The organism is Variovorax sp. Soil_C_12 (assembly GCF_057657375.1).
This window is the reverse complement of sequence record NZ_JBDGIO010000001.1, coordinates 455,031-476,001: the sequence shown is the minus strand read 5'-3', so window position 1 is coordinate 476,001 and position 20,971 is coordinate 455,031. Positions and strand designations below refer to the sequence as shown.

Here is a 20,971-nt window from a genome sequence, read left to right as displayed (position 1 = left end):
GGCAGCGCGCCCCGGGCGCCGCTAACGTTCTTTGCGCAGGAACAGCCGCGAGATAGCCTGCGCCGTGTGCTCGCGCGCCGTGGTGTCGCCGGCATGCAGCTCGGCCATGGCGCCGTGCAGCATCTTCTGCGTGAGCCCGCGGGACAGGGCCTCCAGCACCGCCTCGACCGGCTCGCCCTTGGCCAGCAGCTTGCGCGCGCGGGTCAGCTCCGTGGCTCGCCACTCGTCGGCCTGGGCATTGAGCTGCTGGATCAGCGGCACGCTGCCACGCTGGTCGAGCCAGTGCATGAAGCTGCGCACGCCGGCGTCGATGATCACCTCGGCCTCGGCCACCGCGGCCTGGCGGCTGGCATGGCCCTGCTGGACCACCTGGGCCAGGTCGTCGACGGTGTAGAGATAGATGTCTTCGAGCGCCTTGACCTCGGGCTCGATGTCGCGCGGCACGGCCAGGTCGACCATGAACATCGGGCGGTGCTTGCGCAGCTTGAGCGCGCGCTCCACCGCGCCCAGCCCGATCAGCGGCAGCGTGCTGGCGGTGCAGCTCACGACGATGTCGAATTCCGCCAGGCGCCCCGGCAGATCGGCCAGCCGCATCGCCTCGCCGCCGAAGCGAGAGGCCAGCTTCTCGCCGCGCTCCAGCGTGCGGTTGGCGATGACGATGGACTTGGGTTCCTTGGCCGCGAAGTGCGTCACGGCCAGGTCGATCATCTCGCCGGCGCCGACGAAGAGCACACGCGTCTGCTTCAGGTCCTCGAACAGCTGGGCCGCCAGCCGCACGGCGGCGGCGGCCATGCTGATGGAGTGGGCGCCGATCTCGGTGGCGGTGCGCACTTCCTTGGCGACCGCGAAGGAGCGCTGGAACAGCTGGTTCAGCGTGCTGCCGAGCGAGCCGGCGGTCTCGGCGACACGGACCGCGTCCTTCATCTGGCCCAGGATCTGGGCCTCGCCCAGCACCATCGAGTCGAGCCCGCTGGCAACCCGGAAGGCGTGGCGCGCCGCGTTGTCGTCGTGCAGGGTGTAGGCGTGGGAGCGGAGCAAGGCCGGCGCGACGCCGCCGCTCTGGGCCAGCCAGTCGACCGTGTGGTCGAGGGCCAGGTGGTCGGCGGCGCAGTAGATCTCGGTGCGGTTGCAGGTCGAGATGATGGCCGCCTCGACATCGGGATGCCGGTGGGCGCCGAAAGAGCTGCGCAGGCTGTGCAGCGTGGGCGCAATCTGGTCGATGGCGAACGCGAAGCGACCGCGCAGGTCGAGCGGCGCGGTCGTGTGGTTCAAGCCCAGGGCCCAGACTGACATAACCGGGGATTATAAAATCCGTGGCCGGCAGCAGTCCTCCGCTCCAGAGATGACCCCGGGCTGCCACTCCCTTGCCTCTCATGTCCGCGCTCGACCTGCTGATCCACCTGCTCAACTTCGCGGCGCCGGCCTTCTTCGTAGCCCTCGTTCTCGCCCTGCTGTTCCGCCTCGCCCTGCACAGGCGCAGCGCAGCGGTCAGCCTTTGGGTGCAAGTGGCGGTCACTTTCGCCGCCGGGCTGCTCGTGCTGGTGGCTGGCCTCGCCTGGTTCGGCCGCGACGGGCGCATGGCGACCTATGCCGCGCTGGTGGTGGTCTGCGGCAGCGCCCAGTGGTGGCTGCTGCGCGGCTGGCGCGGCTGAGAGGCGGAGGGCGAGGGCGCGCTCACGCGGTGAGCGGCGGCGTCGGTGGTGCCGGCGCGGGCGGCGCCGGCAGCTCGGTCTGCGACACCACCACGGTCGGCGCCGCCAGCGGCAGGCCCGCTTGCTTGAAGCGCTCGAGCATCGTGAACAGCACATCGCTGCGTACCCCGCCGGCCAGGCGCGGGCTCTGCACGAAGGCGATGGCCTGGAAGATCAGCATGCCGTTCTCGATGCCCTCGAGCGAGACCGAGGGCGCGGGCGCGACCAGCACGCCGCCATGGTCGGCGCAGGACGACAGCATCAGCTCGCGCGCCAGCTTGGCGTCGGTCGACAGAGGCATTGGCAGGCGGATCAGCAGGCGGCCCTCGGCGTTGGTGAGGGTCATGTTGCGCACGGTCTTGGTGATGAATTCCGAGTTCGGCACGATCAGCGTGGAGCGGTCGGCCAGCTGGATCTCGGTGGCGCGCACGTTGATGCGCCGCACGTCGCCCTCGGTCGTGCCCAGCACCACCCAGTCGCCGACCTTGACCGGCTGCTCGGCCAGCAGGATCAGCCCCGAGATGAAGTTCTGCACGATCGCCTGGAGGCCGAAGCCGATGCCCACCGACAGCGCGCTGGCCACCCAGGCGATGCGCTCGACGCCGATGCCCAGCGCCGACATCGCCACCGCGATCACCACGATGCCGCCCACGTAGCCGAGCAGCGTGGTGATCGAGCTCTGCATGCCGGGCTCGAGCGAAGTCTCCGGCAGGTAGCGCGCCCCCAGCCATTTCTTGAACACGCGCAGCGCAATGAAGCCGACGGCCAGCACCGCGACGGCGGTGAAGATCGCGCCCGGCACCAATTGGAACTCGCCGACCTTGACGCCGGTGCCGAACTGGCCGCTGCGCTGGAACACCTCGCCCGGGCTGGTGCCCAGCGGCGTGGCCAGCGCGATCAGCATGTAGAAGAAGAGCGCGACCCGCGCCAGGCCCGAGAGCGCCACCGCCGCCTGGTCCAGGGTGCGCGGCGCGAAGCCGAAACTCTTCTGCAGCTTCTGGCCGAGTCCGCTCTTCGAGGCCACCGTGGCCATGAACAGGTCGTCGGCGAACTTGAAGAGCAGGTAGAAGGCCGAGGCGACGATCCCGGTCCAGGTCAGCTGGTTGGCCAGGAAGCTGGCCAGCGCGACATAGCCGATGCCCACCAGCACCCAGATCACGATCGCCGCCAGCGCCACGGCACTCAGCAGGAAGCTGATCCACAGCGGGCGGTCGGGCTCGGCGGGCGGCGGCTCGGCCCCCTCCTTGGCGGCGGCATCGGCAGGGGCGGTGCCGGCGGGCTCGTGCAGGCGCAGCAGCATCGTGGCGATCAGCGCCGTCAGCGCCAGCGCGGTGACCACGTGGGTGGCGACCACCGCCGCGAAACTCGCGTCCACGATCGCGTTGATCTGGCTCGGCACCCAGACCAGCACCGCGATCAGGGCCGTGAGCCAGGGGAAGGGAGCGAGCCGCCGGGCCATCGTGTTGGGGATCGGCGGGAGCCGCCACGACGGCCGCCGGTTGGACAGCAGCGCCCGCCCGAGCCCGACCACGAAGGCGATGAAGATGATGGACTGCACCACCGCCTGGCCCAGCTTGCGGATCTGCGGCCCGAGGATCCCGTGGCGGTCGAGCGTGGCGAACACGCCCTGCGCCGCCAGCGCGATCAGCACCACGTTGACACCCACGACCGCGATCACCAGCAGCGAGCGGCGCAGCCGGCCGGACGGCAGCACGCGCGCGGCCAACCGCACCAGCCCGTGCTCGGCCGCCCAGTTGCCCAGGAGCGCGAGCAGCAATGCCGCGGCCAGGCTGGCCAGCACCGATATGCGGTGCGCCGGCTGCAGCGCGATGGCGACGCCGGCCCGCAGCTCGCCGCGCAGGCTCTCCAGGCGCTCCACGTCGGCCGGCCAGGCGTCGCTGATGTCGAACCAGAACTGGCGGCCCAGCGGCGAGGGCGCACGCTCGGTGAGCTGGGCCTCGAACAGCTTGCGGCGCTTGGCGAGCAGCTCGCTGCCGCGCTGCTGCGCGTCGACGGTGATGAGGCGCGCCAGCCGGATGTCGGCGTCGAGCGCGTTGCGTTCCTTCAGCAGGGCGGCGCGCTGGCCGGTGATATCGGGGTCTTCGGGCGGCGCGCCGGCGGCCGGCGGATTGCCCAGCTCGCCCAGGCGCGCGTTGAGATCGCTGAGCCGGGTGGTGCGAGAGGCGACGAACTTCTCCGCCTGGGTGCCGATCGCGTTGATGCGGGCGAGCAGTTCGCGCACCTCCGCGTTGCTCTCGACCGAGGTGGGAACGGCGTCGAGCCGGGTCCGCAGCTCGGCCACCGTCGCTTCCGGCGGCGCGGCGGCGCCCTGCGCGAAGACGGCGCTGCCGAGGACGGCGGCCAGCAGCAGGGCCGCGAGACGGGGCATCCAGCTCATGCACGGATCATAGAAGGGCGCTGCCGCGGGCCCGCGCGGCGCGGGATCAAGGAACCGGGCTGAAGCGGTCGACGCGGTCGGTAACGGCGCCGTCGGTGCCGAGCCCGGCCAGCCAGCGCGCCACCGATTCGTCGTTGACGGTGTAGCTCAGCGCGCGCATGCCGGCGGCATGCACCTGGGCCACGGTGGCGGTGTCCCACAGCGCATAGTTGCAGACGATCGCCGCGCAGTCCAGCCGGCGCGCGGTGTCGAGCCAGCCGTCCCACAACGTATCGAGCAGCAGTCCGCGCGGCAGGTCGGGCTGCGCCGAGCGCGCGCCCTCGAGGGATTCGGGCGAGAAGGAGGTGAGGAAGGGCGGCGCCAGGTCGGTGGCCGTCCAGAGCCTGCCCGCCAGCTGCGCGACCGCCTCGCCGGTGCGCCGCTCGACGCCGGGCGTGGGCTTGATCTCGATATCGAGCAGATGGCGATTGGCCAGGCAGAAGCGGATCAGCGCTTCGAGCGTGGGCAGCGGCTCGCCGGCGTAGCGGCGCGAGTGCCAGGCGCCGGCATCGAGCTGGGCGAGCGCGCTCCACGGCTGCTCGCCCGCGATGCCGTGGCCGTTGCTGGTGCGCTCGAGCGTGCTGTCGTGCAGCAGGAAGGGCACGCCGTCGGCGCTGAGCTTGGCATCGCACTCGAACATGCGATAGCCGTGATCGGCGCCCAGGCGAAATGCGGCGAGGGTGTTTTCCGGGGCCAGCCTGCCGGCGCCGCGATGCGCGATCCAGAAAGGGTAGGGCCAGGGCTTCATGCGGCGCGTTTGCCGGAACCGGCGTCGAACCAGTGCAGCTTGTCCTGCCGCGCCGCGATCTTCACCGTGTCACCGGCCACCGGCGCCGGCTGGCTTTCGTCGGCACGCACCACCAGCTGCTCGCCGCCGACGCGGCCGTAGATCAGCCGCTCGGCGCCCAGCAGCTCGACATACTCGACCTGCACCGACCAGCCGTCCGCGTCGAGCGTGAGGTGCTCCGGACGGATGCCGAGGATCATCCCGGGGCGCACGCCCGGCGCTTGCTTGAGCAGGTTCATCGGCGGCGAGCCGATGAAGCTGGCGACGAAGGTGGTGGCGGGGCGCGCATACACCTCCTCGGGCGTGCCGAACTGGTCCATCACGCCGGCATTCATCACGATGATGCGCTGCGCCAGCGTCATCGCCTCGACCTGGTCGTGGGTGACGAAGAGCGAGGTGATGCCCAGCTCGCGGTGCAGCTTCTGGATCTCCAGGCGGGTCTGGGCGCGCAGCTTGGCGTCCAGGTTGGACAGCGGCTCGTCGAACAGGAAGACCTGCGGCTGCCGCACGATCGCGCGGCCCATGGCCACGCGCTGGCGTTGGCCACCGGAGAGCTCGCGCGGCTTGCGCGCGAGCAGGTGGCCGAGCTCGAGGATCTTGGCGGCCTTGTCGACGCGCGTCTTGATCTCGTCCACCGGCACCTTGGCGATCTTCAGGCCGTAGGCCATGTTCTGGAACACGCTCATGTGCGGATACAGCGCGTAGTTCTGGAACACCATCGCGATGTCGCGCTCGGCCGGCTCGAGCTGGTTCACCACCCGCTTGCCGATCGCGATCTCGCCGGCGCTGACCTCCTCGAGGCCGGCCACCATGCGCAGCAGCGTGGACTTGCCGCAGCCCGAGGGGCCGACGATGACGATGAATTCGCGGTCCGCGATCTCGGCGCTGACGCCGTGGATCACCTGGTTGGCCTTGGCGCCGTGGCCGTAGCGCTTGATGACGTTGCGGAAGGAGAGAGCTGCCATGAGTTGTCTTATTTTTCGGTATCGACCAGGCCCTTGACGAACCATTTCTGCATGAGGATCACCACCAGGGCGGGCGGCAACATCGCCAGGATGGCGGTGGCCATCACGATGTTCCATTCGTTCTGCCCTTCGCCGCCGGCGATCATGCGCTTGATGCCGATCACCACCGGGTACATGTCCTCGCTGGTGGTGGCCAGCAGCGGCCAGAGGTACTGGTTCCAGCCGTAGATGAACTGGATCACGAACAGCGCCGCGATCGAGGTCTTCGACAGCGGCACCAGCACGTCCCAGAAGAAGCGCATCGGGCCGGCGCCGTCCATGCGGGCGGCCTCGACCAGCTCGTCGGGCACGGTGAGGAAGAACTGGCGGAACAGGAAGGTGGCCGTCGCCGAGGCGATCAGCGGGATGGTGAGGCCGGCGTAGGTGTTGAGCATGCCGAGGTCCGACACCACCTGGTAGGTGGGGCCGATACGCACTTCCACCGGCAGCATCAGCGTGATGAAGATGGCCCAGAAGCACAGGCTCTTGAAGGGGAAGCGGAAGTACACCACCGCGAAGGCCGACAGCAGCGAGATCGCGATCTTGCCGAAGGTGATGACCAGCGCCGAGACCAGGCTGACCCACATCATGCGTGCCACGGGCGCCGTCGAGCCGGCGCCGCTGGCGCGGCCGAAGAGGGCAGCCTTGTAGGTCTCCCAGAGATGGCCGCCGGGTATCAGCGACATCGGTGCCTGCAGCACCTCCTGCGCGGTGTGGCTGGAGGCCACGAAGGCGAGGTAAAGCGGGAAGGCCACGATCAGGACGCCGACGATCATGACGGCGTGGGCCAGGATGCCGAGGGTGGTTCTGCGTTCGACCATCAGTGCCCGCCCGGCCGCCCGAAGGGCACTGAGCGCCCCCTCGGGGGGCAGCGATACACGAAGTGATGAGCGTGGGGGTTCATCAGTAGTTCACCTTCTTTTCCACATAGCGGAACTGGATGACCGTGAGCACGATGACAATCGCCATCAGCACCACCGACTGCGCGGCCGAGCCGCCCAGGTCCATGGCCTTGAAGCCGTCGTAGTAGACCTTGTAGACCAGGATCGCCGTGTCCTTGCCGGGGCCGCCCTGCGTCGCCGCGTCGACGATCGCGAAGGTGTCGAAGAAGGCGTAGACCACGTTGATCACCAGCAGGAAGAAGGTGGTGGGCGACAGGAGCGGGAACTGCACCGTCCAGAAGCGGCGCCAGGGCCGTGCGCCGTCGATTGATGCGGCCTCGATCAGTGACTTGGGGATGGACTGCAGGCCGGCCAGGAAGAACAGGAAGTTGTAGGAGATCTGCTTCCACACCGAGGCCAGCACGATCAGCGTCATGGCATGGCCCGAATTGAGCAGGTGGTTCCATTCGAAGCCGAACTTGCCGAGCGCATAGGACACCACGCCCAGCGAGGGAGAGAACATGAAGACCCACAGCACGGCCGCCACGGCCGGCGCCACCGCATAGGGCAGGATCAGCAAGGTCTTGTAGACCATCGCGCCGCGCACCACCCGGTCCGCGAACACCGCCAGCAACAGCGAGAGGCTGATGCCGAAGAAGGCCACCAGCACCGAGAAAAGGGCAGTGGTCTTGAAGGACTCGATGTAGCCCGGGTCGTCGAAGAGTTGCCTGAAGTTCTGCAGCCCCACCCATTCGGTCGAGCTGCCGAAGGCGTCCTGCACCTGCAGCGACTGCATCAGCGCCTGGCTGGCCGGCCAGAAGAAGAACACCGTGATGACGATCAGCTGCGGCGCAAGCAGCGCCCAGGGCAGCCAGCCCGAGCGGAAGACGACGCGTTTTTCCATGAATCCCTCAGAAAAAGAAAGCCCGCCGGCTTCTGCGTACGGCGGGCGTCGAGTCTACTGCGGCCAAGCGGGCCGCAGGCTTCAGCTCTTGTTCGCCTTCTGGAAGCGCTCCAGGAGTTCGTCGCCGCGTTTGACGATCGAATCCAGTGCCTCCTTGGGCGCCTTCTTGCCCGACCAGACCTGTTCCAGCTCTTCGTCCTCGATGGCACGGATCTGCACGTAGTTGCCCAGGCGGATGCCGCGGCTCTTGTCGGTCACCTTGCGGATCATCTGCGTTACCGCCACGTCGGTGCCGGGGTTCTGCTTGTAGAAGCCCGACTTCTCGGTCAGCTGGTAGGCCGCGGTGGTGATCGGCAGGTAGCCGGTGCGCTTGTGGCTGGCGGACTGCACCTCTGGCGTCGAGATGAACTTGAAGAACTCGGCCACGCCCTTGTACTCGGCCGGCTTCTTGCCCGACATCACCCAGAGGCTGGCGCCGCCGATCACGGTGTTCTGCGGCGCGCCCGGCACGTCGGGGTAGTAGGGCAGGGGCGCCAGGCCGTAGGCGAACTTGGCGTTCTTGGCGACGTTGCCGTAGAAGCCCGAGGAGGTGTTGATCATCGCGCACTCGCCGGAGACGAAGCTCGCTTCGGGCACGTTGCCGCGGCCCTTGTAGACGAAGAGGCCCTGCTTGGCCATGTTCGACAGGTTCTCGATGTGGCGCACGTGCAGCGGTGAGTTGATCTTCATGCGCGCGTCCATGCCCGCCAGACCGTTGCTCTTGGTCGCGAACTCGACGTTGTGCCAGGCCGAGAAACTCTCGAGCTGGGTCCAGCCCTGCCAGGCGGTGGTGAAGGGACACTTGTGGCCGGCCGCTTTGAGCTTGGCGGCGGCGGCGACTACCTCGGGCCAGGTGGCCGGCGCCTTCTCGGTGTCGAGGCCGGCGGCCTTGAAGGCGTCCTTGTTGTAGTAGTAGACGGTGGTCGAGCTGTTGAAGGGGAAGCTCAGCATCTGGCCGTTGGGCGCGGTGTAGTAGCCGGCCACGGCGGAGATGTAGGCGCTCGGGTCGAACTTGGCGCCGGCGTCCTTCATGACCTGGCCCACCGGGATCACGGCGCCCTTGCTGGCCATCATGGTGGCGGTGCCCACTTCGAACACCTGCAGGATGTGCGGCGCATTGCCGGCCCGGAAGGCGGCGATCGAGGCCGTCATCGATTCGTCGTAGCTGCCCTTGTAGGTGGGCACGATCTTGTATTCCTTCTGGCTCTCGTTGAACTGCTTGGCCAGGTCGTTGACCCATTCGCCGTTGACGGCGGTCATGGAATGCCACCACTGGATTTCGGTCTGGGCCAGCGCCGGCAGGGCGAGCGTGGCGGCGAGCGCCGAGCCCACGGCGAGGGTCTTGAATCGCATGAAAGAGACTCCTGAGGAGGAAACAAAAGCGCGGATGCTAGGCCGTGCGTATGACACGACTGCGTCACATTTTGTCGCACTACGGCGGTGCGCCAGAAGACGGGGAAACCCTTTTTGCGTCTGGGCCGCGGGCTCGATGAGGGCTGCTTGCTGCGCTGCACCATGCTAGCATCGCCCTCCCTTTTTCAGGTGCTGCCTCCTCTTGAGTTGGCCGGGGCTTCCGCGACGCGTATGAGCAAGACCTCCCTAGACAAAAGCAAGATCAAGTTCCTTCTCCTCGAAGGCATTCACCCTTCGGCTGTCGAAGTGCTGCGCGCCGCCGGCTACACCAGCATCGAGACGCTGGCGGGCGCCCTGCCCGAGGAGGAGCTTCGCAAGCGCATCGCCGACGTGCATTTCCTCGGCATCCGCTCGCGCACCCAGCTGACGGCCGAGGTGTTCGCCGCAGCCCAGAAGCTGGTGGCGGTCGGGGCCTTCTGCATCGGCACCAACCAGATCGACCTCGAAGCCGCGCGCGAACATGGCGTGGCAGTCTTCAACGCCCCTTATTCCAATACGCGCTCGGTCGCCGAGCTGGTGCTGGCCGAGGCCATCCTGCTGCTGCGCGGCATCCCCGAGAAGAGCGCGGTGGCGCACCGCGGCGGCTGGCTCAAGTCGGCCGAGAACGCCTTCGAGATCCGCGGCAAGACCCTGGGCATCGTGGGCTACGGCTCGATCGGCGCGCAGCTGTCGGTGCTGGCCGAGGCGCTGGGCATGCAGGTGGCCTTCTTCGACGTGGTCACCAAGCTGCCGCTGGGCAACGCGCGCCAGGTGCGCACGCTCAACGAGCTGCTGCTGCAGAGCGACATCGTGAGCCTGCACGTGCCCGAGACGGCCGCCACGCAGTGGATGATCGGCGCGAAGGAGCTCGCGGCCATGCGGCCCGGCTCGATCCTGATCAATGCCTCGCGCGGCACCGTGGTCGACATCGAGGCGCTGGCCCAGGCACTCCGGCAGAAGAGGCTGCTGGGCGCCGCGATCGACGTGTTCCCGGTCGAGCCGCGCAGCAACAAGGACGAGTTCCAGTCGCCGCTGCGCGGGCTGGACAACGTGATCCTCACCCCGCACATCGGCGGCTCCACGATGGAGGCGCAGGCCAACATCGGGCTCGAAGTGGCCGAGAAGCTGGTCAAGTACAGCGACAACGGCACTTCCACCTCCTCGGTCAACTTCCCGGAGGTGGCGCTGCCCGCGCACCCGGGCAAGCACCGGCTGCTGCACATCCACCGCAACGTGCCCGGTGTGCTCTCGGAGATCAATCGCGTGTTCGCCGAGAACGAGATCAACATCGCCTCGCAGTACCTGCAGACCAACGAGAAAGTGGGCTACGTGGTGACGGACGTCGACGCTGCGTACTCCGACCTCGCGCTCGAGAAGCTGGCCCAGGTGCCGGGGACGATCCGCAGCCGGGTGCTGTTCTGAATGCCAGGCGCGGCATGCGCCCCTGACTTAAAATCGATGGCCCTGGTTCAGGGGCGCGCAGCGCCCGACCGAGGCCCACCCCGATGAATGCACCGACCGCGTTGACGGCGTTGTTGTCGCAGGCCGCAGAGCCCGCGCGATTGCGTGAGATCCCCTACAACTACACCAGCTTCTCCGACCGCGAGATCGTGATCCGCCTCTTGGGCGAGCGCGGCTGGGAGCTGCTGCAGACCCTGCGCTCCGAGCGCCGCACCGGCCGCTCCGCGCGCATGCTCTACGAGGTGCTGGGCGACATCTGGGTCGTGCAGCGCAACCCCTACCTGGTCGACGACCTGCTGGACAACCCGCGCCGGCGCGGCCAGCTGGTCGATGCGCTCAACCACCGCCTGTCCGAAGTGCAGAAGCGCCGCACCCCCGACGCCGCCGCGCAGCGCGACGCGCTGGTGGGCGAGCTCACGGCGCTCGTGGCGCAGGCGGTGCAGGCCTTCGACACCCTGTTCCGCGACGTCGCGGCGCTGCGGCGCAAGGCCACGCGCACCCTGGGCCGGCTCACGGCGCGGGACAACATCAAGTTCGACGGCCTCTCGCGCGTGTCGCACGTGACCGATGCGACCGACTGGCGGGTCGAGTACCCCTTCGTCGTGCTGACGCCCGACAGCGAGGCCGAGATGGCCGCGCTGGTCAAGGGCTGCATCGAGCTCGGGCTCACCATCATCCCGCGCGGCGGCGGCACCGGCTATACCGGTGGGGCGATCCCGCTGGCCTGGAACAGCGCCGTCATCAACACCGAGAAGCTGGAGGCGATGACCGAGGTCGAGATGGTGTCGCTGCCCGGCCTCGACCAGCCGGTGCCCACCGTCTGGACCGAGGCGGGCGTGGTCACCCAGCGCGTGGCCGACGCGGCCGAGCGCGCGGGCTTCGTGTTCGCGGTCGACCCCACCTCGGCCGAGGCCTCCTGCGTGGGCGGCAACGTCGCGATGAACGCGGGCGGCAAGAAGGCGGTGCTGTGGGGCACGGCGCTCGACAACCTGGCCTCCTGGCGCATGGTGACCCCGGAGGCCGAGTGGCTGGAGGTCACGCGCATCGGCCACAACCTGGGCAAGATCCACGACGCCGAGAGCGCGGTTTTCGATCTGCAGTACTTCGCGGCCGACGGCCGGACGAAGCTGCGCAGCGAGCGGCTCGAGATCCCGGGCAAGACCTTCCGCAAGGAGGGCCTGGGCAAGGACGTGACGGACAAGTTCCTCTCGGGCCTGCCGGGCATCCAGAAGGAGGGCTGCGACGGCCTGATCACCAGCTGCCGCTGGGTGGTGCACCGCATGCCGGCGCACACCCGCACGGTGTGCCTGGAGTTCTTCGGCAACGCCAAGGACGCGGTGCCCAGCATCGTCGAGATCAAGGACTTCATGTTCGCCGAGCAGAAGCGTTCGGGCGTGCTGCTCGCCGGTCTCGAGCACCTGGACGACCGCTACCTGAAGGCGGTTGGCTACGCGACCAAGTCCAAGAAGCACGGCGGCCTGCCGAAGATGGTGCTGTTCGGCGACATCGCCGGCGACGACGCCGACGCGGTGGCGCGCGTGACCTCCGAGGTGGTGCGCATCGCGAATTCGCGCAGCGGCGAGGGCTTTATCGCCATCAGCCCCGAGGCGCGCAAGAAGTTCTGGCTGGACCGCAAGCGCACGGCCGCCATCAGCCGCCACACCAACGCCTTCAAGATCAACGAGGACGTGGTGATCCCGCTGCCGCGCATGGCCGAATACACCGACGGCATCGAGCGCATCAACATCGAGCTGTCGCTGCAGAACAAGCTCCAGCTCGCCGACGAGCTGGAAGCCTTCTTCCTGCGCGGCCACCTGCCGCTGGGCAAGAGCGACGATGCCAGCGAGATCTCCTCGGCCGAGCTGCTGGAGGACCGCGTGGCGCAGGCCGTGGCGCTGGTGCGCGAGGTTCGCGCGCTGTGGCAGGGCTGGCTGGACCAGATCGACGCGCTGTTCCCGCAATTGCAGGACCATTCGCTGCGCGCGAGCTGGAAGACGCAGATCCGCGCGCCGCTCGCCGACATCTTCTCCGGCGCCGAGTTCGCGCCCATCCTGGCCGAGTGCAACGCGATCCACCAGCGCGTGCTCAAGGGCCGGGTCTGGGTGGCGCTGCACATGCACGCCGGCGACGGCAACGTGCACACCAACATCCCGGTCAACAGCGACAACTACGAGATGCTGCAGACCGCGCATGCGGCGGTGGCGCGGATCATGGTGCTCGCGCGCAGCCTGGACGGCGTGATCTCGGGCGAGCACGGCATCGGCATCACCAAGCTCGAGTTCCTGTCCGACGAAGAGCTGCAACCCTTTGCCGACTACAAGCAGCGCGTCGACCCCGAAGGGCGCTTCAACAAGGGCAAGCTGCTGCGGCCCTCGATGCATGCCGGGCCGGGGCTCTATGCCGACCTGACCAACGCCTACACGCCCAGCTTCGGGCTGATGGGGCACGAGTCGCTGATCATGCAGCAGAGCGACATCGGCGCCATTGCCGACAGCGTCAAGGACTGCCTGCGCTGCGGCAAGTGCAAGCCCGTGTGCGCCACCCACGTGCCGCGCGCCAACCTGCTCTACTCGCCGCGCAACAAGATCCTCGCGACCTCTCTGCTGGTCGAGGCCTTCCTCTACGAGGAGCAGACCCGGCGCGGCGTCAGCATCAAGCACTGGGAGGAGTTCGAGGACGTGGCCGACCACTGCACGGTCTGCCACAAGTGCCTGACGCCCTGTCCGGTCAACATCGACTTCGGCGACGTCTCCATGAACATGCGCAACCTGCTGCGCAAAATGGGCCAGAAGTCATTCCGCCCCGGCAATGCGGCGGCGATGCTGTTCCTCAACGCGACCAACCCGCAGACCATCAAGGCCATGCGCGTCGGCATGGTGGACATCGGCTTCAAGGCCCAGCGCCTGGCCAACGACCTGCTGCGCGGCCTGGCGAAGAAGCAGACCTCGGCGCCGCCGGCGACGCTGGGGCCGGCGCCGATCAAGGAGCAGGTGATCCACTTCGTCAACAAGAAGATGCCGGGCGGTCTGCCCAACAAGACCGCGCGCGCGCTGCTCGACATCGAGGATGCCGACTACGTGCCGATCATCCGCGACCCGAAGGCCACCACCCCCGAGACCGAGGCCGTGTTCTATTTCCCGGGCTGCGGCTCGGAACGCCTGTTCTCGCAGGTGGGGCTGGCCACGCAGGCGATGCTCTGGCACGCGGGCGTGCAGACCGTGCTGCCGCCGGGTTATCTCTGCTGCGGCTATCCGCAGCGCGGCAGCGGCCAATATGACCGGGCCGAGAAGATGATCACCGACAACCGCGTGCTCTTCCATCGGGTGGCCAACACGCTGAACTACCTGGACATCAAGACCGTGGTGGTGAGCTGCGGCACCTGCTACGACCAGCTACAGGGCTACCAGTTCGAGAAGATCTTCCCGGGCTGCCGGATCATCGACATCCACGAGTATTTGCTGGAGAAGGGCATCACGCTCGGTGACACGAACGGCGGCGCCTACCTCTACCACGACCCCTGCCACAGCCCGATGAAGCTGCAGGACCCGATGAAGACGGTGAAGGCGCTGGTCGGCGACCAGGTGCTCAAGAACGACCGCTGCTGCGGCGAGTCCGGCACGCTCGGCGTGACGCGGCCGGACATCTCGACGCAGATCCGCTTCCGCAAGGAAGAGGAGCTGCGCAAGGGCGAGGCCGCGCTGCGCAGCGGCGGCCTGGTCGCACCCAAGGACAACGTCAAGATCCTCACCAGCTGCCCGAGTTGCCTGCAGGGCCTGAGCCGCTACGGCAAGGACCTGGACAACGGCCTGCTGGAGGCCGACTACATCGTGGTCGAGATGGCCAACAAGATCCTTGGCAAGGACTGGATGCCCACGTACGTGGCGGCTGCCAACCACGGCGGGATCGAGCGGGTGCTGGTATGACGGCGGTGCGCGTGGCGGGCTGCCCGCTCTGCGAGGGGCCCGGCGGCCGCGTGGTGTTCGAGGCGCCGGCGTTTCGCGTCATCCATGCGGCCGAGGAGGGCTTTCCCGCCTTCTACCGCGTCGTCTGGAAAGACCATGTGGCCGAGTGGTCCGATCTGGCGCCGGAGGACCGCGCGCTGTGCATGGAGGCCGTCGCAGCCGTGGAGCAGAGCCTGCGCGAGGCGCTCGCGCCCGCCAAGATCAATCTTGCCGCGCTCGGCAACATGGTGCCGCACCTGCATTGGCACGTGATCGCACGCTTCGACTGGGACTCGCGCTTCCCTGCGCCGGTGTGGGCTGACGCACAGCGGGATCGCGACCCGCAACGCGAGGCCGCAATCGAGGTCAAACTGGAGGCGCTGGAGCGGGAAATGTCCCGGCGCCTGGCGACAAGGAGTTCCTGATGGCAGGTTTGCAAACGGGCGCGCCGACGCCCCAGTCGATCACCGTACACAACCAGTCGCGTGTGCTGGAAGTGGGCTTTTCCGATGGCGCCAGCTTCCGCATCCCCTTCGAGCTGATGCGCATCTACTCGCCCTCGGCCGAGGTGCAGGGCCATGGGCCGGGCCAGGAGGTGCTTCAGACCGGCAAGCGCAACGTCGATCTGCTGGACCTTCAGCCGGTCGGCAACTACGCGGTGCAACCCAGCTTCTCCGACGGCCACGACACCGGCATCTACTCCTGGGACCTGCTGTACGAGCTGGGCGCGAAGCAGGACGAACTGTGGGCCGAGTACGAGCGCCGCCTTGCCGCCGCCGGCGTCGACCGCGATGCGCCGATGGCCGAGAAGGGCGGCCACGCCTGCGGCAGCCACTGAAGAAGCCGGACTCCCTCGCCGCAAAAAGCAACGAATGCCCGGCGTCCTTGCAGGGGCGTCGGCTTGATGTGAACGCTTCCGGCCTAACATCAGCTGCATGAGCAGCACCCATTTCGGCTTCGAAACGGTCGAGGAAGGCGACAAGGCACGGCGCGTACGCGGCGTGTTCGACTCGGTCGCCAACCGCTACGACCTGATGAACGACCTGATGTCGGGTGGCCTGCACCGCGCCTGGAAGGCCTACACCGTGATGGTCGCCAACGTGGGCGAGGGCTCGAAGGTGCTGGACATCGCCGGCGGCACCGGCGACCTCGCACTCGCCTTCGCGAAGAAGGTCGGCGCCACCGGCGAGGTGATCCACACCGACATCAACGAGGCCATGCTGCGCACCGGCCGCGACCGGCTGCTCGATGCCGGCGTCGCGCTGCCCACGCTGGTCTGCGATGCCGAGAAACTCCCCTTCCCCGACAACCATTTCGACCTCGTGAGCGTCGCCTTCGGCCTGCGCAACATGACGCACAAGGACCTGGCGCTCAAGGAGATGAACCGCGTGCTCAAGCCGCGCGGCAAGCTGCTGGTGCTGGAGTTCTCGAAGGTCGCCAAGCCGCTGTCGAAGATCTACGACTGGTACTCCTTCAGCGTGCTCCCGCGCCTGGGCAAGGTCGTGGCGGGCGACGACGCGAGCTACCGCTACCTGGCCGAATCGATCCGGATGCATCCCTCGCAGGAGGAGCTCAAGACCCTCATGAAAGAGGGCGGTTTCGGACATGTGGACTATCACAACATGACGGGGGGCGTCGTCGCCCTGCATGTTGGAATCAAGTGTTGATGATCAGAAGAGATTTCTTTGCCGTTAGAGGAGACGTCATGAAAAGTTTGTTGTCCGTTATGTTGGTGTGTGCCCTGGCCGTCGGAAGCATGGATGCCGACGCACGCCGCCTGGGCGGCGGCAAGTCCGTCGGCAAGCAGTCGAGCAACGTGACGCAGCGCGAGGCCACGCCCACCGCGCCGGCCACGCCCGGTGCGCCCGCGCAGAGCAACGTGAGCAACGCGGCGGCCAAGCCTGCGACGGCAGCCGCACCGGCTGCAGCACCCAAGAAGCCCTGGGGCGCGATGCTCGGTGGCCTGGCCGCGGGCCTGGGCCTGGCCTGGCTCGCCCACTCGCTCGGCCTGGGTGCGGCCTTCGGCAACATCCTGCTGATCGTCCTGCTGGTGGTGGCGGCCGTGGTGGTGTGGCGCATCTTCGCGGCGCGTTCCCGTGCGGCCGGCGCTCAGCGCAGCGGCGGCTTCGCCTTCCAGGGGGCGGGGAGTCCTGCCAATCCTGCTTCGCCCGTGGAGTACAGCCCGAACAACGTCGGCAACGACGCGTCGGCCCGTCCCTGGGAGCGCAACACCGCGGCCTTCGACGCAAGCCCGGCGCAGCTCGAGCACCACACCGGCGGCTCGTCGATGGCGGGCGCGGCAGCGGCCGGCGGCGGCAGCCTGATCGGCTCGGCCCTGAGCGGCGCGCAGTCGTGGGGCATCCCGGCCGGCTTCGACGTCGACGGCTTCCTGGCCGCGGCCAAGCGCAACTTCGTGACCCTGCAGGACGCCTGGGATCGTGCCGACATCAACACCCTGCGTTCGATGATGACCGACGGCATGGTCGGCGAGATCCGCCAGCAGCTGGCCGAGCGCGAAAACCACACCGGCGGTCAGCCCAACAAGACCGAAGTCGTGATGCTCGACGCCAAGCTGCTCGGTATCGAGGAGCTGCCCGACGCCTACCTGGCGAGCGTGGAGTTCTCCGGCATGATCCGCGAGGACCTGTCCTCCGGCCCGAGCCCCTTCCGCGAAGTCTGGAACATGACCAAGCCGACCAGCGGCTCGAGCGGCTGGCTGGTGGCCGGGGTGCAGGCCCTGCAGTAGGCGCAGTACGCTTCGAAGCCGGTCGCAAGACCGGGATAATGGGGACATGGTTACACCATCGTCCCCTTTTTCTTTTCTTGACGATTTCATCAACCGCGTCGGCAGCCGCCTGCAGCCGCCGGACTGGGTGATTCATGAGGTCCAGCACCGCGCCGTGCTCTTCCTCAACCACGTGCTCCAGCAGGAGCCCGAAGCCCAGCAGCGCCTGGCGCGCCAGCAGGGCAGGGTGGTGGAGTTCGAATGGCGCTTCGTGACCATGAAGGTCGTCGCCACGCCGGCCGGCCTGCTCGACTTGGCGCCCGAGGGCGCGGTGCCCGAGCTCATGCTGGTGCTTGCCGAGACTTCGCCCTTCGGCCTGGCGCGGGCGGCCGTCCGCGGCGAGAAGCCGGCGGTGCGCATCGAGGGCGACGTGCAGCTGGCCGCCGAGGTCAACTGGCTGGTCGACCATGTGCGCTGGGACGTGGAGGACGACCTGGCGCGCCTGATCGGCGATGTGCCGGCCCACACCATCGCGAACAGCGCCAAGCGCGTGGTGGAGGGGTTGCGGCAGTTCGTCGGTGAGCGCGGCGGCAAGCCCGCGGGCTCCGCAGGCGCCGAATGAGGCGCTTCTACCGCGGCATCTTCATCGTCCTCGTCGCGCTGCGCTACGGGCTCGACGAGCTCGTGCTCAGCAGCTTCCAGAAGCCCTGGCTGCGCGTGGTGACGCGCATCGTGTCCTTCGGCCGCAAGCTCGATGCGCCCCGGGGCCAGCGGCTGCGCGAGGCACTGGAAAGCCTGGGGCCGATCTTCGTCAAGTTCGGCCAGGTGCTGTCGACGCGGCGCGACCTGCTGCCGCCCGACATCGCCGACGAGCTGGCCTGGCTGCAGGACCGCGTGCCGCCCTTCGACTCCAGGATCGCGATCGCGACCATCGAGCGCGCCTTCCGCCGGCCGGTGGGCGAGGTCTTCGTCGAGTTCGACGAGACGCCGGTGGCCAGCGCCTCGATCGCGCAGGTGCACTTCGCCACCCTGCGCGAGCCCGGCGGGCTGGTGCGGGAGGTTGCGGTCAAGGTGCTGCGGCCCGGCATGCGCGGCCTGATCGAGAAGGACCTGGAGCTGATGGCCATGATGGCCGCCTGGGTCGAGAACCTGTCGAGCGATGCCAAGCGCCTCAAGCCGCGCGAGGTGGTGGCCGAGTTCGACAAGTACCTGCACGACGAGCTCGACCTGGTGCGCGAGGCCGCCAATGCCGCGCAGCTGCGGCGCAACATGAGCAAACTCGACCTGGTGATGATCCCGGAGATGTTCTGGGACTTCTGCCATCCCGAGGTGATCGTGATGGAGCGCATGAAGGGCGTGCCCATCGCGCAGCTGGACCGCCTGCGCACCGCCGGCGTGGACATCCCGAAGCTGGCGCGCGACGGCGTCACCATCTTCTTCACGCAGGTGTTCCGGGACGGCTTCTTCCATGCCGACATGCACCCGGGCAACATCCAGATCAGCCTGGACCCGGCTACCTTCGGGCGCTACATCTCGCTGGACTTCGGCATCATCGGCACGCTGACCGAGTCCGACAAGGAATACCTGGCGCAGAACTTCGCGGCCTTCTTCCGGCGCGACTACAAGCGGGTCGCCGAGCTGCACCTGGAAAGCGGCTGGGTGCCGGAGGGCACCCGCATCGACGAGCTGGAGGCGGCGATCCGCACCGTCTGCGAGCCCTACTTCGACCGGCCGCTCAAGGAGATCTCGCTCGGCATGGTGCTGATGCGTCTGTTCCAGACCTCGCGCCGCTTCCACGTCGAGATCCAGCCGCAGCTGGTGCTGCTGCAGAAGACCCTGCTCAACATCGAAGGCCTGGGCCGCCAGCTCGACCCGGAGCTGGACCTATGGCACACCGCCAAGCCCTTCCTCGAGAAGTGGATGAGCGACCAGATCGGCCCGCGCAAGCTGCTGGAGCAGCTGCGCGCCGAGGCGCCGCGCTACGCCAAGCTGCTGCCGCAGCTGCCGCGCCTCCTGCACGATTACCTCGAAAATCGGCCGGCCGACCACCGCCGTGAACTGCTGGAGCTGCTGGCCGCTCAAAAGCGGACCAACCGGCTCCTACAGGCCATCATCTACGGTGGCATAGGTTTTGTATTGGGGTTGATCGCGATGCAGCTGCTGGTGCGGGTGCGTCTGTTCTGAATAGGAGGATTCCGCCGTGCTGCTGACCCTGGTCATCGTCTATCTGCTCATCACGATCGCCATCGGCCTGTATGCGGCCAGGCGGGTGAAGAACACCACCGACTTCGCGATCGCGGGGCGGCACCTGCCGCTCTACATGATCGTGACCACCACCTTCGCCACCTGGTTCGGCTCCGAGACGGTGCTGGGCATCCCGGCCAAGTTCATCGGCGGCGGGCTGAACGGCGTGGTCGAGGATCCGTTCGGCGCCGGCATGTGCCTGATCCTGGTCGGCCTGTTCTTTGCCGGCAAGCTCTATCGCATGACGCTGCTGACCATCAGCGACTACTACCGCGAGCGCTTCGGCCGCACCATCGAGATCGCCTGCTCGCTGATCATCATGCTGAGCTACCTGGGCTGGGTCTCGGCACAGGTCACGGCCCTGGGACTGGTGTTCAACCTGCTGTCGGGCGGCGTCATCAGCATCCCGATCGGCATGACGATCGGCGTGGTCTCCATCCTGGCCTACACCCTGTTCGGCGGCATGTGGTCGGTGGCCGTGACCGACTTCATCCAGATGATCATCCTGGTAGTGGGCCTCGCGGTGATCGCGGTGTTCGCCGGCAACATGGCCGGCGGCGCCGACAAGGTGATCGCCTTCGCGGCAAGCAAGGACCTGTTCCGCTTCTGGCCCGAGCCGACCTGGAAAGACATCGTCTTCTTCTTCGCCGCGGCCATCACCATGATGCTGGGCTCGATCCCGCAGCAGGACGTGTTCCAGCGCGTGATGTCGGCCAACAGCGTGAAGGCATCGACCCGCGGTCCGGTGATCGGCGGCATCTGCTACATCCTGTTCGCCTTTGTGCCCATGTTCCTGGTGGCGAGTGCGCTCCTGATCATCCCCGAGCAGACCGCCACCCTGCTTAAGGAGGACCCGCAGAAGGTCATGCCCACGCTGGTGCTGGAGAAGATGCCCTTCGTGATGCAGGTGTTCTTTTTCGGCGCGCTGCTGTCGGCCATCAAATCGACCGCCTCGGCCACGCTGCTGGCGCCCAGCGTCACCTTCACAGAGAACATCTGGCGCCAGTTCCGCCCGGCCGGCAGCGACCGCGAGAACCTGCTGACCATGCGCATCACGGTGCTGCTGTTCAGCGCCGCCGTGCTCGCCTACGCGATCCGCATGCAGGGCACCCCGATCTACGAGCTTGTCTCGGGCGCCTACCAGGTGCCGCTGGTGGGCGCCTTCGTGCCGCTGGTCTGCGGCCTGTACTGGCAGCGGGCGACCACGCAGGGCGCGGTGGCATCCGTGGTGCTCGGCATCGGGGTCTGGTTGTTGTTCCTGAACATGCCCTGGGGCGAGGAATTCCCGGCCCAGCTCGCCGGCGTGCTGGCCTCGTTCGTGGGCATGTTCGCGGGCTCGCTGGCGCCGCAGTGGGTGGCCAACCGGCGCACCCCGCACCGCCCGCTGGCGGTCGATCCTGTTTGAAAAGGTGTGAAGTACGCCTCCTGAGCCGGTCGTGGAGCCAGGAAGGGCGGGAGGCAACCC

Annotated in this window: 17 protein-coding genes; 10 read left to right on the top strand and 7 right to left on the bottom strand. The window is 67.9% G+C overall.

Features of this window, described 5'->3' with window-relative positions; all coding sequences use genetic code 11:
• Positions 1 to 21: 21 nt before the first annotated feature.
• On the bottom strand, positions 22 to 1,293 hold the full coding sequence (hemA, locus tag AC3A6X_RS02420; RefSeq protein ID WP_487840654.1) for a glutamyl-tRNA reductase: 1,272 nt from the start codon (positions 1,291 to 1,293) through the stop codon (positions 22 to 24).
• Positions 1,294 to 1,373: 80 nt separating this feature from the next.
• Here hemA and AC3A6X_RS02415 point away from each other — a divergent pair, with 80 nt between their 5' ends.
• Complete coding sequence (locus tag AC3A6X_RS02415) at positions 1,374 to 1,652, top strand: hypothetical protein (protein WP_106556566.1); 279 nt, start codon at positions 1,374 to 1,376, stop codon at positions 1,650 to 1,652.
• A 22-nt stretch (positions 1,653 to 1,674) separates the two neighbouring features.
• On the opposite strand, the gene AC3A6X_RS02410 is transcribed toward AC3A6X_RS02415, so the two are convergent.
• The 6 genes from AC3A6X_RS02410 to ugpB form a co-directional block, all read right to left on the bottom strand.
• Positions 1,675 to 4,089, bottom strand: coding sequence for a DUF3772 domain-containing protein (locus AC3A6X_RS02410; RefSeq protein WP_487840653.1), 2,415 nt, complete (start codon positions 4,087 to 4,089; stop codon positions 1,675 to 1,677).
• Between the two features lie 46 nt (positions 4,090 to 4,135).
• A complete protein-coding gene (ugpQ, locus tag AC3A6X_RS02405; RefSeq protein WP_487840652.1) occupies positions 4,136 to 4,876 on the bottom strand; it encodes a glycerophosphodiester phosphodiesterase in 741 nt (246 codons plus the stop codon).
• Entirely contained in the window at positions 4,873 to 5,880 is a 1,008-nt protein-coding gene (gene ugpC, locus AC3A6X_RS02400; RefSeq protein ID WP_487840651.1) for a sn-glycerol-3-phosphate ABC transporter ATP-binding protein UgpC, read from the bottom strand. Before ugpC ends, ugpQ begins: the two co-directional genes overlap by 4 nt.
• Before the next feature lie 8 nt (positions 5,881 to 5,888).
• A complete protein-coding gene (gene ugpE / locus AC3A6X_RS02395) occupies positions 5,889 to 6,740 on the bottom strand; it encodes a sn-glycerol-3-phosphate ABC transporter permease UgpE (RefSeq protein ID WP_487840650.1) in 852 nt (283 codons plus the stop codon).
• An 82-nt stretch (positions 6,741 to 6,822) separates the two neighbouring features.
• Positions 6,823 to 7,704, bottom strand: coding sequence for a sn-glycerol-3-phosphate ABC transporter permease UgpA (gene ugpA, locus AC3A6X_RS02390; RefSeq protein ID WP_487840649.1), 882 nt, complete (start codon positions 7,702 to 7,704; stop codon positions 6,823 to 6,825).
• Between the two features lie 81 nt (positions 7,705 to 7,785).
• Positions 7,786 to 9,096 (bottom strand): sn-glycerol-3-phosphate ABC transporter substrate-binding protein UgpB, encoded by a 1,311-nt coding sequence (gene ugpB / locus AC3A6X_RS02385; RefSeq protein WP_487840648.1) that lies wholly within the window; start codon positions 9,094 to 9,096, stop codon positions 7,786 to 7,788.
• A 231-nt stretch (positions 9,097 to 9,327) separates the two neighbouring features.
• Between ugpB and serA the strand changes: the two genes are divergently transcribed.
• From serA to AC3A6X_RS02340, 9 genes are all read left to right on the top strand, one after another.
• Positions 9,328 to 10,557: a phosphoglycerate dehydrogenase gene (serA, locus tag AC3A6X_RS02380; protein WP_487840647.1), complete on the top strand. Its 1,230-nt coding sequence runs from the start codon at positions 9,328 to 9,330 to the stop codon at positions 10,555 to 10,557.
• An 83-nt stretch (positions 10,558 to 10,640) separates the two neighbouring features.
• Complete coding sequence (locus AC3A6X_RS02375; protein WP_487840646.1) at positions 10,641 to 14,519, top strand: DUF3683 domain-containing protein; 3,879 nt, start codon at positions 10,641 to 10,643, stop codon at positions 14,517 to 14,519.
• Positions 14,516 to 14,962, top strand: coding sequence for an HIT family protein (locus tag AC3A6X_RS02370; protein WP_487840645.1), 447 nt, complete (start codon positions 14,516 to 14,518; stop codon positions 14,960 to 14,962). The genes AC3A6X_RS02375 and AC3A6X_RS02370 overlap by 4 nt, the downstream gene beginning before the upstream one ends.
• Complete coding sequence (locus AC3A6X_RS02365) at positions 14,962 to 15,375, top strand: gamma-butyrobetaine hydroxylase family protein (RefSeq protein ID WP_487840644.1); 414 nt, start codon at positions 14,962 to 14,964, stop codon at positions 15,373 to 15,375. Before AC3A6X_RS02370 ends, AC3A6X_RS02365 begins: the two co-directional genes overlap by 1 nt.
• Before the next feature lie 97 nt (positions 15,376 to 15,472).
• The gene (ubiE, locus tag AC3A6X_RS02360) at positions 15,473 to 16,204 is read left to right on the top strand and encodes a bifunctional demethylmenaquinone methyltransferase/2-methoxy-6-polyprenyl-1,4-benzoquinol methylase UbiE (protein ID WP_487840643.1); all 732 of its coding nucleotides are present in this window, start codon (positions 15,473 to 15,475) and stop codon (positions 16,202 to 16,204) included.
• Between the two features lie 38 nt (positions 16,205 to 16,242).
• On the top strand, positions 16,243 to 17,283 hold the full coding sequence (locus AC3A6X_RS02355; RefSeq protein ID WP_309965213.1) for a Tim44 domain-containing protein: 1,041 nt from the start codon (positions 16,243 to 16,245) through the stop codon (positions 17,281 to 17,283).
• 46 nt (positions 17,284 to 17,329) lie between these two features.
• Positions 17,330 to 17,884 carry a ubiquinone biosynthesis accessory factor UbiJ gene (locus AC3A6X_RS02350; RefSeq protein ID WP_487840642.1) on the top strand — a complete coding sequence of 185 codons (555 nt, stop codon included), beginning with the start codon at positions 17,330 to 17,332 and terminating at the stop codon, positions 17,882 to 17,884.
• Complete coding sequence (gene ubiB, locus AC3A6X_RS02345) at positions 17,881 to 19,446, top strand: ubiquinone biosynthesis regulatory protein kinase UbiB (RefSeq protein WP_309965218.1); 1,566 nt, start codon at positions 17,881 to 17,883, stop codon at positions 19,444 to 19,446. Before AC3A6X_RS02350 ends, ubiB begins: the two co-directional genes overlap by 4 nt.
• A 16-nt stretch (positions 19,447 to 19,462) precedes the next feature.
• Entirely contained in the window at positions 19,463 to 20,911 is a 1,449-nt protein-coding gene (locus tag AC3A6X_RS02340; RefSeq protein ID WP_487840641.1) for a high affinity choline transporter 1, read from the top strand.
• Positions 20,912 to 20,971 lie beyond the last annotated feature (60 nt).

Bases quoted from the DNA above. Each gene is read 5' to 3' on its own strand.
- hemA (WP_487840654.1), bottom strand. From the start codon at position 1,293: ATGTCAGTCTGGGCCCTGGGCTTGAACCACACGACCGCGCCGCTCGAC.
- AC3A6X_RS02415 (WP_106556566.1), top strand. From the start codon at position 1,374: ATGTCCGCGCTCGACCTGCTGATCCACCTGCTCAACTTCGCGGCGCCG.
- AC3A6X_RS02410 (WP_487840653.1), bottom strand. From the start codon at position 4,089: ATGAGCTGGATGCCCCGTCTCGCGGCCCTGCTGCTGGCCGCCGTCCTC.
- ugpQ (WP_487840652.1), bottom strand. From the start codon at position 4,876: ATGAAGCCCTGGCCCTACCCTTTCTGGATCGCGCATCGCGGCGCCGGC.
- ugpC (WP_487840651.1), bottom strand. From the start codon at position 5,880: ATGGCAGCTCTCTCCTTCCGCAACGTCATCAAGCGCTACGGCCACGGC.
- ugpE (WP_487840650.1), bottom strand. From the start codon at position 6,740: ATGGTCGAACGCAGAACCACCCTCGGCATCCTGGCCCACGCCGTCATG.
- ugpA (WP_487840649.1), bottom strand. From the start codon at position 7,704: ATGGAAAAACGCGTCGTCTTCCGCTCGGGCTGGCTGCCCTGGGCGCTG.
- ugpB (WP_487840648.1), bottom strand. From the start codon at position 9,096: ATGCGATTCAAGACCCTCGCCGTGGGCTCGGCGCTCGCCGCCACGCTC.
- serA (WP_487840647.1), top strand. From the start codon at position 9,328: ATGAGCAAGACCTCCCTAGACAAAAGCAAGATCAAGTTCCTTCTCCTC.
- AC3A6X_RS02375 (WP_487840646.1), top strand. From the start codon at position 10,641: ATGAATGCACCGACCGCGTTGACGGCGTTGTTGTCGCAGGCCGCAGAG.
- AC3A6X_RS02370 (WP_487840645.1), top strand. From the start codon at position 14,516: ATGACGGCGGTGCGCGTGGCGGGCTGCCCGCTCTGCGAGGGGCCCGGC.
- AC3A6X_RS02365 (WP_487840644.1), top strand. From the start codon at position 14,962: ATGGCAGGTTTGCAAACGGGCGCGCCGACGCCCCAGTCGATCACCGTA.
- ubiE (WP_487840643.1), top strand. From the start codon at position 15,473: ATGAGCAGCACCCATTTCGGCTTCGAAACGGTCGAGGAAGGCGACAAG.
- AC3A6X_RS02355 (WP_309965213.1), top strand. From the start codon at position 16,243: ATGAAAAGTTTGTTGTCCGTTATGTTGGTGTGTGCCCTGGCCGTCGGA.
- AC3A6X_RS02350 (WP_487840642.1), top strand. From the start codon at position 17,330: ATGGTTACACCATCGTCCCCTTTTTCTTTTCTTGACGATTTCATCAAC.
- ubiB (WP_309965218.1), top strand. From the start codon at position 17,881: ATGAGGCGCTTCTACCGCGGCATCTTCATCGTCCTCGTCGCGCTGCGC.